Source organism: Desulfosarcina sp. (assembly GCF_055467485.1).
Genome location: NZ_JBUOIV010000056.1, coordinates 20,743 through 34,496, shown reverse-complemented (window position 1 = coordinate 34,496; position 13,754 = coordinate 20,743). Strand labels below are relative to the sequence as shown.

9 protein-coding genes are annotated in these 13,754 nt (G+C 59.4%); 4 read left to right on the top strand and 5 right to left on the bottom strand.

The annotated features are described in order from the left end of the window. The 5 genes from ACZCED_RS20030 to ACZCED_RS20010 all read right to left on the bottom strand — a co-directional run. On the bottom strand, positions 1-273 hold a 273-nt coding region (locus tag ACZCED_RS20030; protein WP_464861539.1), incomplete at its 3' end, for an acyl-CoA thioesterase. 75 nt (positions 274-348) lie between these two features. Continuing rightward, the gene (gene thrH, locus ACZCED_RS20025) at positions 349-957 is read right to left on the bottom strand and encodes a bifunctional phosphoserine phosphatase/homoserine phosphotransferase ThrH (RefSeq protein ID WP_464861538.1); all 609 of its coding nucleotides are present in this window, start codon (positions 955-957) and stop codon (positions 349-351) included. Between the two features lie 15 nt (positions 958-972). Further along, positions 973-2,289: a homoserine dehydrogenase gene (locus ACZCED_RS20020; RefSeq protein WP_462970028.1), complete on the bottom strand. Its 1,317-nt coding sequence runs from the start codon at positions 2,287-2,289 to the stop codon at positions 973-975. Positions 2,290-2,511: 222 nt separating this feature from the next. Next, positions 2,512-3,873, bottom strand: coding sequence for a DUF3999 domain-containing protein (locus ACZCED_RS20015; RefSeq protein WP_464861537.1), 1,362 nt, complete (start codon positions 3,871-3,873; stop codon positions 2,512-2,514). Continuing rightward, complete coding sequence (locus tag ACZCED_RS20010; RefSeq protein WP_464861536.1) at positions 3,870-6,659, bottom strand: DUF2339 domain-containing protein; 2,790 nt, start codon at positions 6,657-6,659, stop codon at positions 3,870-3,872. The genes ACZCED_RS20015 and ACZCED_RS20010 overlap by 4 nt, the downstream gene beginning before the upstream one ends. 408 nt (positions 6,660-7,067) lie before the next feature. Here ACZCED_RS20010 and ACZCED_RS20005 point away from each other — a divergent pair, with 408 nt between their 5' ends. From ACZCED_RS20005 to aceB, 4 genes are all read left to right on the top strand, one after another. Next, complete coding sequence (locus ACZCED_RS20005; RefSeq protein ID WP_462970025.1) at positions 7,068-7,289, top strand: hypothetical protein; 222 nt, start codon at positions 7,068-7,070, stop codon at positions 7,287-7,289. A 249-nt stretch (positions 7,290-7,538) separates the two neighbouring features. After that, positions 7,539-9,593: a methyl-accepting chemotaxis protein gene (locus ACZCED_RS20000; protein WP_462970024.1), complete on the top strand. Its 2,055-nt coding sequence runs from the start codon at positions 7,539-7,541 to the stop codon at positions 9,591-9,593. Between the two features lie 257 nt (positions 9,594-9,850). Further along, entirely contained in the window at positions 9,851-11,569 is a 1,719-nt protein-coding gene (aceK, locus tag ACZCED_RS19995; RefSeq protein WP_464861535.1) for a bifunctional isocitrate dehydrogenase kinase/phosphatase, read from the top strand. 502 nt (positions 11,570-12,071) lie between these two features. Continuing rightward, entirely contained in the window at positions 12,072-13,673 is a 1,602-nt protein-coding gene (gene aceB, locus ACZCED_RS19990; RefSeq protein WP_462970022.1) for a malate synthase A, read from the top strand. Positions 13,674-13,754: the final 81 nt, after the last annotated feature.

The following is a 13,754-nucleotide window of genomic DNA, read 5'->3' as shown; positions in this document are numbered from 1 at the left end:
GCGAAATCCGGTATTGAGCGTCGCTTCGATCACAATTACGTCATCATAGCGTGCAGGAGTGAGATATTTGCAATTGACCTCGGAAACCGGGAGCATGAGCCCCCGGGCCTCTATTTCGCGGTAGGGCAGGCCCAAATGCCGGAACAACTCGGTTCGGCCGATCTCGAACCAGCGCAGATAATTGGCGTGGTAGACGACTCCCATGGTGTCCGTGTCACCGTAGATCACCCGGTAGGTGGACCGGTGGGAAAGGGTGTTGGGTTCTGGGTTCATGGTTCTGGGTTCAGCGCTCAAAAGGCTGCAAGTCAGTCATTCAGTCAATTCCTTAATTCCTCAACTCCCAATTCTTCAATCCCTTTTCAGGATCTCGCCGAAAATATCCTTTAATTCGTCGTACGTGGTGGTCACGGGGAACTGAGGGAACTCATCGATCACATTCTGCGGGGGGCAGAAGAGGATGCCGCGGTGGGCCTCCTTGAGCATGTTGACGTCGTTGTAGGAATCGCCCATGGCCAGCACTTGGAAGTTCAGGCTTTTAAAGGCCTGGACCACCTTGCGCTTGCCGTCGATCTGCCGCAGGTTGTAGCCGGCGATGGCGCCGTTGCCGTCGATGGTCAGGCCGTGGCACAGCAGCGTGGGCCACCCCAGCTTCTCCATCAGCGGTCGGGCGAATTCAACGAAGGTATCGGAAACGACGATCACCTGGGTGCGGGCCCGCAGCCAGTCGAGAAACTGCCGGGCGCCCGGCAGTGGCTCCATGGTGGCGATGACGTCGGTGATGTCCTTCAGTTTGAGGCCGTTTGCATCGAGGATGGACAGCCGCCGCTTCATCAGCTCATCATAATCGGAGATGTCCCGGGTGGTGAGTCTCAGTTCATCGATGCCCGTGCGCTCGGCCACGTTGATCCAGATTTCCGGGACGAAGACACCTTCCAGGTCTGAACAGATTACATGCATGAAACCTCCGTGGAATTACTCCTGCCCGTCATCGTCTTCGATGCGGATCAGCATGGGTGTGCTGGCGACCACGTCCAAGGCGCTGATTTCAGCCAGTGCGCGGGTCACGTCCGCCTCCCGTGCATGGTGGGTCAGCATGACCACCGGCACCGAACCGTTGGTTTTTCTTCCCTTCTGGTGTACGAACTTCAGGCTGATGGCGTACTTTCCCAGGATGCCGGCAATGGTGGCCAGAACCCCGGGCCGGTCCATGGCATCGAAGCGGAAGTAATAGTGGGTGATGATGTCGTCCATGGGCATCACGGCAATGGTCCGGATCTTGTCCGCCTGAAAACCCATGACCGGCACCCGCCCGGCGCCGTCGGAAGCCAGGTTCCTGGCGATGTCGGCAATGTCTGAAACCACGGCGCTGGCCGTGGGCATCATGCCGGCCCCGTGACCGTAGAGCAGGATATCTCCTGCCGCATCGGCAGACACGCTGATGGCGTTCAAGGTACCGTTGACATTGGAGAGCAGGTTGTCGAATGGAATCATCGTGGGGTGAACCCGGGCCTCCACGGCCTGGCCGTCAAACTTGGTAATCGCCAGCAGTTTGATGCGGTACCCGAACTGGGCGGCAAACTCGATGTCCATGGGGGTGATCCGGGAGATTCCCTCGATGTAGACATCGTCGAAATTGATTTTCATTCCGAAGGCCAGGGCCGAGAGAATGGCCAGCTTGTGGGCCGCATCCTGCCCCTCGACGTCAAGCGTCGGATCGGCCTCGGCATACCCTTTGGCTTGGGCCTCGGCCAGGGCGGCTTGGAAGACCATCCCCTCGTCGGTGATCTTGGAAAGGATGTAATTGCAGGTGCCGTTGAGAATGCCGATCATGGCGTTGATCCGGTTGCCCACCAGGGATTCTCTCACGGTCTTGATGATGGGCATGCAACCGCCCACACTGGCCTCGTAGGCCAGGTCGACGCCGTGCTCGCCGGCGGCGGCGATAATCGCATTGCCATGCTTGGCCAGCAGGGCCTTGTTGGCGGTCACCACATGCTTGCCCTTGCCAATGGCATCCAGAATCAATTGTTTGGCAATGCCCTCACCGCCGATGGTCTCCACGACGATATCGACAGCAGGATCGGCGATGGCCGTGGCCGCATCCGGAATCATCACGCCGGGTGGCAAGGTGAGGCCCCGCTCCCTGTCCGTGTCGATGTCAGCCACATATTTCAGATTGAGCGCACATCCGATGCGGTCCCGGATGATATCCCCGTTTTGCAGCAGTAGCCGGGCCACGCCCGTACCCACCGTGCCGCAGCCTAAAATGGCAATGTTGACCTGTCTCATCGCTTGTTTGTTCCTGTCTTATCCGTTCCTGATAGGTGTTGGGCTCGCTATTCATCGCAAACGTTCAGCATTAAGCAGGCAATCTCTTATGACCCCAGCCTGAAAGTCAATAGAAAAACGAATTGGCTGAGTCCAGGCAAACCGGTCAAGCGGCCTTCCGCCTCTATCTTTGAGCCTTCCACCTGCAGATTTAAGCTATGAACTCACCAGCCGGCCGGCTGCTCATCCCTTCAACCGCCGGGCCAACCGCAAGGCCATGCCGGCCACCACCAGCACACCGGCCAGCAGGACCGACCAAAGGATGATCCGGCGCATCGGCAGCGGTTTCGGCATCGGCGACAGCCGCTGCGGACCGCCCAGCACCAAAGGTGAGCCGTGGGGCATTACCCAGCGCTCGAAACCATTTTCACGATGCCGGCCGATGCCGTCGAAGAGGGCGGCCACGTTTACCGTGAGCGGCTCAACGGCAGCGCTGCCGAAAGCCAGGGTAAAGGGGCTGCTGCCCCGGGCAACGAAGAACAGGTCGTGGGGGCGGTAGCCGACCTCCAGCCGGGGAACGGCGCTGCCGATGGTGCTGTCGCTGGCGTCAACGGTGAGGCGCCAGTAGCGGTCCGTGGAGATGGGTACGGCCTGCGGGGCGCTGGTCATGGGGGTGTCGTCCACATCGATGCGGTAAAACAGGCCCTTGGCGCGCCGGGTCCAGGCCGCCTTGGAATCGCTGCGGGATTCGAGTTCCGCCTCCGCCATGCTGTTGGCCTGGTCGAAGATGAGATTGACCCGGTCCACCGGAAAGGCACCGGTGCCGTGGTACTCGAATACGCCCGGCGATCCGGGGACAGGCTGCCCGTCGATCTTCAAGAAAACACGAATGGCCGTCCGGCCTTCCGGCTGCACCCTGCCGTCGATGCGGACCAGGGAAACCGCCGGCCCTGAATCCAGCTGGCGCAAACGCAGGTAGCGTTGCGCGTTGGGAGTCAAGGTGAGGATATTGCTGAGCAGCCGGCGGCCGGCGTACCGGATGTCCGAGATCGCCGCCCGCTGCTGAATGCTTGTCCAGGCGACCAGGTCGTCACTGGCATCCACGGCCAGGGTGGACATCAGACCGGTTTCGCCCCCTCGCCATTCCAGCCGCAGCTGAGCCAGACCGCGTCCGACGCGGCTCAGATCGATCAGGTACGAGCGAGCGGGTTCCGTCGGTGCATCGAACGACTGGGGATCCACGCTCACCACCGCACCGTCCGGTCCGGTGCGCACATAGACCCGATACCCGCCGGCCGCCGGTGGCGCTTCTTGGGGAAGCGGGAAAAAGGCCAAGGGCCGCCAGGGCGCATCAGCCGGCTGGGTCTGTGCATACCGGATCATGTGCGGCACCGGTTCTCCGTCGGCATTGAATACCCGGATGTCTCCCAGATCCCTTCGATAGGCACTTGCGTAGACCTGCTCCGGCACACTCATGGCGCCAACGGCCGTACCGGCGGGCACGTCGATCTTTATCCCGTAGGCAAAATCGTCCGGGGTGGGTTCCGCCAACGATACGGAAGGCAGGTAACCTGCCAGCAGCACCAACCACAGCCATTTTTTCATCGGCTCTCTCCTTCCGATTCAGCGGGAGGTAAAGGGGTAAAAAAACCGATCACCAGCATCAGGCCGCCCACTGCCAGAAATGAAACAATTCGGGAGACGGTGCCCGAACCTGACAGGTCTACCAGGAACAACTTGACGAGCACCACCGCCAGCAGGCCGGTGCCGGTGAACCATACCGACCGGCGCTTCAGGCGACTGGCGGCGATCATGCATCCTAACGCCAAGAGCCCCCACAGCACGGCGATTGCCGCGTGGAACAGGTCGGATCGAAACATGGCATCCACGTCATAACGCACGTCGGTCAGGTGGTGGACAGTACGCGCCACAACGGCGGTCAGCCAGAGGAAAACCCCGGCTGCCGGTACCCCCCACAACACCGCCGGCGATAGGTCTGCTGCCGGGGCAACCGGTTCACGTTTCATCCACAGCACCCATTTGACGGTGACCAGAAAAACGAAGATCTGGACCAGGTCCAACGGGTTGAGCAGCGGCAGGTAGGGCAGCGGTCTGGGATTGCCGCTCAAGGCAAGGCCCATCATCGTCCATATCATCAGCCCGAACACCAGCAGGGACGGCAGCCATCCCCGGTAGGCCGTCTGCCAGGGGTCGAAGGGCCAGACGATCCGGTTGCTGAACCGCATCAGCCCAACGACGACGACAGCCGGAGCAGCCCCCCAGGCAATAAATGCCCAGACGCGCCCACCACGGGCCAACTGATCCAGCAGCCATCCGGCTTCCCAGCCCAGCAGCAGGGTGACCAGCAGCGCCCCCGCGACGTGCCAGCCAACTGATATTTTCTCACTCCAGTCAGTTTCCATGCAGCGCAGCAGGTAAAAATGGATCGCAACGGTCATCGGCCAAACGACAAGCCACCACCCCTGAAAAGGATGCGCGAGGGAATATTGATCGGCAATCGCCGCCACCGCCAGCACCATGACGGGCAGCAGCCCCATGGCCGGCCAGCGCAACCCTTTCCAATCCAGCCGCTGAAAAAGGCATCCCATGGCCATGGCGCAAAGAGAGATAAAGGCCATCGAGCCGACCCGTTCATGGCGACGGCTCAGCTGGCGGTCGATCTCCTCCAGCCCCGTACCGAACCACCAGAGCAGCCCCCAAACCAAAATGGCGGCGGCAAAGGGCCGCTCCAGCCGGTGCAGTCGCGCCGCATGTCGCTCCATGAAAAAGGCGGAAAACAGGCCTGCCACACCCACCACCATGCCGCCCGGAAAGCGACTGCTGAAGACGGCCATCTCGCTCACCACACCATGGCTGTCGAGCAGGAACAGGGCTCCGGATCCGATTTGAAGCAGCAGCCCGAAAGTTCGGGCGGTCCAGCGGTTCTGACGCACGCCCACCCAAATCAGTCCCGCACCTTCCAGGCTCCAGGCCACCGCCGTCCAGCTGCCGGATAGCGCCAGCGGAATGGCCAGGCTGCCGAAGATCACCCCCAGGGCGAGAAAGGCCTCCACCAGTGCGCTCAACCCCTGATCCCGGTCCCGCCACAAGGCGCTGGCCAGGCCGATGTAGACCAGCCCCATGACCACGGCACTGAAGGCCAGCCCGTATTCGATATTCCTCACCAGCCCGGTTTGCAGGCTGAACACCACCAGGGGCATGCCGAACACCAGGGTGCCGTCCACCAGCCCCTTCAGGCGAGGAGGCTGCCGCAGAGCGAAAAGCACGGAAATAGCCAGATAAAAGGTGAAAAAAAGAATCAGAAACGGCTCGGTGGTGGAAAAATGATGCGGCCGGTAGTACTGCAATCCCCAGGCGGAACCGATACCGAAGGTAAAGATGAAGCCCAGCAAGTTAAGCCATCGCCATGCCTTGAACCAGGCGATGCCGAAGATGCCGGCATTGAGCAGAGCGTAGTAGGAGAAGAGCATCACGTGGCTGCCCGTGCCCGTGGAAAGCAGCACCGGGGCCATGAACCCGCCGGCCGCCCCCAGCACGGCCATGGCGGCGGCATTCTGCAGCACCGCCAGGGTGCCGGAAAAAACCACCAGGCCCACCATCACCCCGAAGGTGAGCGTCATGGGCACCATGTGAAAGAGCCGGGCGGAGGCAAACAGGGTCAGGTACATCACCCCGATGCCGCCGCCCTGAAGGGCCACGGCATAGCCGAATCGTCGGATGCGCAGCCGCCAGCCTAAAAGCAGCAACCCGATGCCGGCGGCAAATGCGGCCGCCAGGCGAATCTCCAGCGGCACCAGGTCCCGGGCGGCAGCGTATTTCACCAGAAAGGCGAAACCGAACAGCAGCACCACCACCCCCACCCGAACCATGAGGTTGCCGCCGAAGAGAAATTCTTTGACCGAGTCACCCAGACCACCCGACGGCTGTGACGGCTGATCCGGCATCGGCAGTGTCGGCGGCGGGGCAAGATCGGCGATGGCGGCGTCTGACAATTCCAACTCCAGGGAGGGAATCTCGGCGGTCGGTTGCAGAGACGGCGCGGTTACCGTCGCCGTCTCGACTGAAGCAGCCAACGGGGGTTCTTCTTCCGGCCCGGATGGGTCGCCGCCGAAGCCGGTGCCGGCCGATTGAGCCGACGTCGACGCCTCGGCGGATGAGGCCGCGCCGGCAGCTCTCTCCCCGGCAAGCAAACCGGCGAGCTGGGTCTCCATGGCAGCCAGGCGGATTTTCAACGCGAGGAGCCCGTTCCGTTGGTTGATCACCGCCGCTGCCAACAACCCCATTACACCGCCCAGCAGAAAGTCACCCCGGCCATAGAGATAAATGCTCCCCACGACGGCCCCGATCAACCCTAAAACGAAATAGATCATTCACGTTCCCTTAATCTGTCGGACCATGGCCCGGACTGCCTATGATGCCTGCACCAATGGTACGCCTGGCGATCGATAGTTGAACGCGCAGGAGCGTGCATCATACGAAAAGCACCTGGCATGTCAACGGAAATGCTTTTTTGCCGACTGCCGACCACCGCCGGCAATGGATTCATAATTCGGCCGGCTAGGGCGGTTACTCAAGAAAAAACCGGGTGCACCACGACGATTGAAGCAACGCATCGGCGACGGCGGCCACCCGGTATGTCCGAATCGCCTTGCCCCAATCTGAATCGGTGTGTCTTCTGGTGCACCGGCCGATCTTGTCCGGAGGCCTTGCGGTTTGACATTGTCCGATCTGGCATCATTTTTAGCGATCGTCCACCCAATCAAACAAGGAGAGACATTATGGCCTATACATGTAAGAGTTGCGGCGCCATTGCCGAATCACCGGGACACCTGTGCAATCCTTGCGGAGATAAAGAAAAATGCAGTTTCTGCGGCGCAGCCGAAGTCGATCCCAAGCATGTCTGCAGGGACAAACTGGCACAAATGAAATATGTCTGTGATGGATGCGGCCGCGTGGCGATGGAAAAAGCCCACCTTTGCAGCCCTGCCCCGATCAAGTAGTTCAAAAAACCACCCCTGTAAGCAAAACGCCCGTTGTTGGCAACAACGGGCGTTTTGTTTACCCCACCGGACAACAGCCGTTACTACCGTCGACAGACCACACTGCCGCTAAAGTTTAGCCACATCGGTGCGATAAGAAGACTACGATGCCATTCAGCGCTTAAAGGCCCGTTTTTCGCCTTCGAACCGTTACAGGAATGACACGTTCGACAATTAACTCTTCTTAAACATCACAAAGGACACGGGGTCATGCTCAACAAATTTAAAATCAAGGTCAAGCTGATAGCAACCTTTCTCGTTGTCAGCCTGATTCCGCTCGGGCTGGTTGCCTTCATCGCCATCAACAAGGCCAGCCAGGCATTGCAGGATGAGGCGGTGGCCAAATTCACCGCGGTTCAGGAAACCAAGCGCAACCATATCGAGGACTACTTCGCGCGTGTGCGCACCGCCGTAAATGTGATCAAGGATGATCCATTCCTGCACCAATGCCTCGCGTCTTTCAACAACGCCTACGAAGAGAACGACAACTCGGTGGACAACGATGACTGGCGAATCATTGTTGAGTTCAAGGAGCCCCGTATCAAAGATATTGTGGCTGACAACGGCTTTTTCGACCTGTTCCTGATTTCACCCGATGGCAACATCGTCTATTCGGCCGCCAAAGGATCAGACCTGGGCATGAACATCGTCAACAGTGAACTGGCCGAGTCCAGCTTGAACACGGCTCTCCAGGCCATGGAAAAAGCCGGCGACGACGACGTGGTCATCGGTGATTTTGCCGCGTATGGACAGTCTGACGGGGCCATGGCCGCGTTCATGATGGCCCGGATGAAAAACGAAAGCGGCAGTGTGGTCGGCAACGTGGCCGTCCGTCTGTCCGCCGATCAACTCAATGCCATCGTCCAGCAGCGCAGCGGTATGGGCGAGACCGGTGAAAGCTATCTCATCGGCAAACTGAACGGCAAACCCAGCCTGCGCAGCGACCGGGTGGTAAAAACAGGCAAGATCGGTGACGCCAAATCCGATGCGTACATCCAACTGGCACTGGACGGCCAATCCGGATCGGCCGTCAAGATCGGCAGCACCGGCGCAAAGGAATTTGTCCGCTACGACCCGATCACCGTCAGCGGGCTCAACTGGGGCCTGATCACCACAGCAAGCACCGACGAGGTCTTCGGTGCCGTCGATTCCCTGCGCAACACCATGCTGGTGGTGATTCTGGTGGTCATCCTGGCTGTTGCCGGGCTGGCCCTGGGGGTAACCGCCCTTATCGTCAAGCCCATCAATGGCACCGTGGTGATGCTCAAGGACATCGCCGAGGGTGAAGGCGACCTCACCAGGCGGCTGCCGGTGGACACCCGGGACGAAATGGGCGAGATGGCCACCTGGTTCAACACCTTCATGGAAAAACTCCAGGGTATCATTCGCCAGATCGCCGCAGATGCCAAAACATTGAACGATGCCTCCTCCAGCCTGTCCGCCATTGCGGGGCAGATGACCGAAGGGGTCGAGAACATGTCCCAACGGTCGGGGCAGGTGGCTGCCGCGTCGGAAGCGATGAGCACCAATATGCAAAGCGTGGCCGCCGCCAGCGAACAGGCCGCCACCAATGTCCATATGGTGGCCTCGGCAACCGAAGAGATGACGGCTACGGTCAACGAAATCGCCCAGAATTCGGAAAAGGCCCGAGTAATCACCGAGTCTGCGGTCAGCAAAGCCGGCAGTGCCTCCGCCAAGGTGGATGAGCTGGGTCATGCGGCCAACGAAATCAGCAAAGTCACCGAAGTGATCACCGAGATTTCGGAGCAGACCAACCTGCTGGCCCTCAATGCCACCATCGAAGCGGCCCGTGCCGGAGAAGCCGGCAAAGGATTTGCCGTGGTGGCCAACGAGATCAAGGAACTGGCCAGACAAACCGCAGCGGCAACCCTGGAAATTAAAAACCGTATCGGAAGCATTCAAGGCTCTACGGCCGATACCGTGGTCCAGATCGAGGAGATCTCCGGCGTGATCCACGAGGTCAACGAGATTGTGTCCACCATCGCCACGGCGGTGGAAGAACAGGCCGCCACCAGCCAGGAAATCGCCAACAACGTGTCCCAGGCCTCACAGGGCATTCAGAATGTAAACGAAAACGTCAATCAGAGCTCAACGGTAGCCGGCACCATCGCCGATGACATCACCCAGGTGAACATATCGGTCCAGGAGATTGCCAGCTCCAGCAGCCAGGTCAACCTCAATTCCGAGGAACTTTCCGCTCTGGCTGACAAACTCCGGGACCTGGTCGGCCGCTTTAAAGTCTGATTTGCAATTCCGCGCCTGATCAGTTATTTTCTCGATCGGACCGGACCGATCCGCTAATCGGCCGACATCCTTCGTGGTTGTCATCCCCGAGAAAAGCGGGAGTTTTCCCGTATCGAACAGGGATGGACCCGTCCCGTCACGAGGAGCCACGCGAAATGTGGCCTTTTAGCATCCCATCAAGGTCTGGAAACCGGTCAGCCATCGACAGCCTACCCACCCGTCGCTTGAATGAGAAAGGGAACTCCAGAGGTTTCTGTATGACCATCGAACCAATGGCACAAAACTGTTCCAGCTGCATCCATGAGCGGTTTGGCGACTATGAGGATCGTTTTCGCCGGATTACGCTGCGCGCACCCGGACGATTCATGAACCGCCAGTGGAAACGGGTCCAGGCCGACACCACGGAGCGGCTGAACCTTTACGCGATGATCGTCGACCAGACAGAAACCGACGTCCGCAACCTGCTCAAAGACCGCATCGCCGATGAGGCTTTATGGTCCGCCGCCAAAACCGACTACGCCGGCCGCATCACCGGCATGGATGACCGGGAACTGGCCGAGACTTTTTTCAACTCGGTCACCCGGCGCATTTTCGGCACTGTCGGTGTGAATCGCCAGATCGAGTTCGTCCACGATGAATACCAGCCGACAAGGCCATGCCCGACGGAGTCTGTTTTCAGAACCTATGTGCTGGCGGGGGGCATTGGGCCGGTGATCCGACAGATCCTGTCCGATTACGGCGACCTCGAACTTGACCGTACATCCCTTGAAACCGTTCTGCCCCGGATCGTAGAACGCGTGGAAGAACGATTGAGCAAAACGAACGCCCGCGACCAGCCGGTTCGTATCGAAATGATTCGCCACATCTTCTACCGCGGCCAGGGCGCTTATCTCATCGGACGCGCGGTGGCGGGCGATTCGCTTATCCCGCTGGCAATGGCGCTGCTTAACGAATCGAATGGTGTGGTGCTGGACGCCCTGGTGTTGGACACGGACGGTCTGAGCATCGTCTTTTCCTACACCCGCTCGGCTTTTCACGTGACGGTGGAAAGGCTTTGCGAACTGGTCGGATTTCTCAAGTCGATCATGCCTGCCAAGCCCGAAGCCGAGATTTATTCGGCCATCGGCTATTTCAAGCACGGCAAGACGGTGCTTTACCGGGACGTTTGCCGGCACACGGCAGAGTGCACGGACGGAGGGTTCCGCATATCGCCGGGCAAGCGGGGCATGGTCATGGTGGTGTTTGACATGGCCGACCACGAAATGGTGGTCAAACTGATCCGGGACCGCTTCGAGACCCCCAAGAAAACCACACGAAACAAAGTCATCGAACAATACGACTTCGTGTTCAACCACTACCGGGTGGGACGACTCATCGAGGCCCACACCTTCGAACACCTCTCTTTCGACCGCTGCTGGTTTTCCGACGACCTGATCGATCATCTCACTGCCGAAGCCGGTCAGACCGTTCACCTGGTAGACGATCGCGTGATCATCGACCATGCCTACCTGGAGCGCCGGGTGACCCCGCTCGACATCTACCTGAAGGTGCAGACCAGAAATAAGAGCGAAGCGGCGGTGGTGGACTTCGGCAATGCGATCAAGGATCTGGCCTTCGCCAACATCTTTCCCGGCGACTTGCTGCTCAAGAACTTCGGCGTGACACGCCATGGGCGAGTGGTGTTTTACGACTACGATGAGATCGTGCCGCTGACCGCCTGCCGATTCAGGGAAATCCCCCAAGCCCGGTCATATATGGAAGAAATGGCCGATGAACCCTGGTATACCGTGGGGGAGGAAGATGTATTTCCCGAGGAGTTTTCCCGGTTTCTGGGGCTCTCACCCAGACATCGGGACCTTTTTTTAAGCCAGCACGCCGACCTGCTGGCACCGGACTTCTGGATAAAGGCTCAGGATGAAATCCGTTCAGGGCACATCCGACATGTCCGTCCTTATCACCCCCGCTACCGGCTTTAACAGCTGTTGATAAACAATTGCGCCTGGCCGTACGGTGTTCGCATTCGAATGAACATGCGCATCGCTCGACGGTGAACTGCACTTTTTCACCGGACTTTGCCTTGCCTGCGCTCGAGATGTTTTTCAACAATCGGTCCGGGGCGGCATTACCCTACATCGGGTTTACATTGCACCACGCAGCATTATCTTTATCGTTGTCCAGGTTTCCCGTGGGCAAGCTGTCGACGAACTCATTGCGCTTGCGCAGTCCGTGTTATCATTCGGCTTTAAATGCTCATCCGCCACCTATAAACACCGCTTGACCGCCGAATGGTGAACCGGGCTGCCGGTACCGAGAACAACTGACAATACCCTGCTCGACCAACTGCCGGCGTGCCAACCGGCATCGCCGTTTCTTCAATTGACTGACTCAACCCCGACCGCGTGCACTATCGCGCCACCGGGAGGGACGCCGTTAGAGACTGAATGGCATCCTACCGGCAATCCAAAAAGGAGGAAACAGATGAACAACACCCGTATTCCAGATGGCGTCACCATCAACGCACCGGTCTCCGACGCGTTCGGCACTATCCTGACACCCGAAGCCCTGAGCTTTGTGAGTACGCTCGCCCGTCGGTTCGACACCCGCCGGCGGGAGTTGATCGCCCGCCGGGAGAAGGTTCAGGCCGATATTGACGCCGGAAACCTGCCGGATTTCCTGCCGGATACGAAGCCTGTCCGGGATGGAGACTGGACCGTTGCCCCGGTGCCCGACGACCTTTCGGACCGCCGGGTGGAAATTACCGGCCCGGTGGACCGGAAGATGGTCATCAATGCGCTCAATTCGGGGGCAAAGACCTACATGGCCGATTTCGAAGACAGCCACAGCCCCACCTGGACGAACACCATCGACGGACAGATCAATCTCCGCGACGCCGTCAACCGGACCATCGACTTTACCTCGCCGGAAGGCAAAACCTACCGTCTGAATGACAGGACCGCCACCCTCATCGTCCGCCCCCGCGGCTGGCATCTGGTGGAAAAGCATGTTCGGGTTGACGGGCAGCCCATTTCGGGAAGCCTGTTCGATTTCGGGCTTTTCTTCTTCCACAATGCCAAGACCCTTTTGGCAAACGGCAGCGGCCCATACTTCTATCTGCCCAAGATGGAGAGCCACCTGGAAGCGCGGCTGTGGAACGACGTCTTCGTCGCCGCCCAGGAGGCGCTGAACATCCCGACGGGCACCATCAAGGCAACGGTGCTCATCGAAACGATCATGGCCGCCTTCGAGATGGATGAGATCCTCTATGAACTCAAGGATCACATCGCCGGACTGAACTGCGGTCGATGGGACTATATCTTCAGTTTCATCAAACGGTTCAAGAACGTTCCCGGCTATCTGTTCCCCGACCGCGCCCAGATCACCATGACCCGCCACTGCATGCGTTCTTACTCGCTGCTGGCGATCCAGACCTGCCACCGCCGCGGGGCCTATGCCGTCGGCGGCATGGCCGCACAGATCCCCATCAAAAGCGACCCGGAGAAAAACCGCGAGGCGTTGGAAAAAGTCCGGGCAGACAAGACCCGGGAAGCCACCGACGGTCACGACGGCACCTGGGTGGCTCATCCGGGCCTGGTTTCCATCGCCATGGAGGAGTTCGACAAGGCCATGCCCGCACCCAGCCAGATCGACCGGTTGCGAGAAGACGTCCACGTTACGGCCGCCGATTTGCTGAAAGTGCCTGCCGGAACCATCACCGAGCAGGGCATGCGCACCAACATCAGCGTGGGGATCCAATACATGGCCAACTGGCTCTCGGGTCTGGGGTGCGTACCCCTATACAATCTCATGGAGGACGCGGCCACGGCCGAAATTTCACGGGCTCAGTTGTGGCAATGGATCAACCATGCCGACGCGGTGCTCGACGACGGCAGAAAGGTCACCCTGGACCTGTTTCGTTCGATGATGAAAGAGGAAATGGAGAAGATCAGGGCCGAGGTGGGCGATACGCACTTTCGGCAAGTCAGCTACGAACACGCTGCAACCGTGTTCGACGACATCATCGCCGCCGACAGCCTGGCCGAGTTCTTGACCTTGAAGGCCTACGATCATTTAGAGGGCTGATCCGCGCACCCAGAACGAACCCATCCATTCACCCGGGGTCGCGGAAAAAACCGACGGTCCAGAATAAGCAATTTTTCTGTT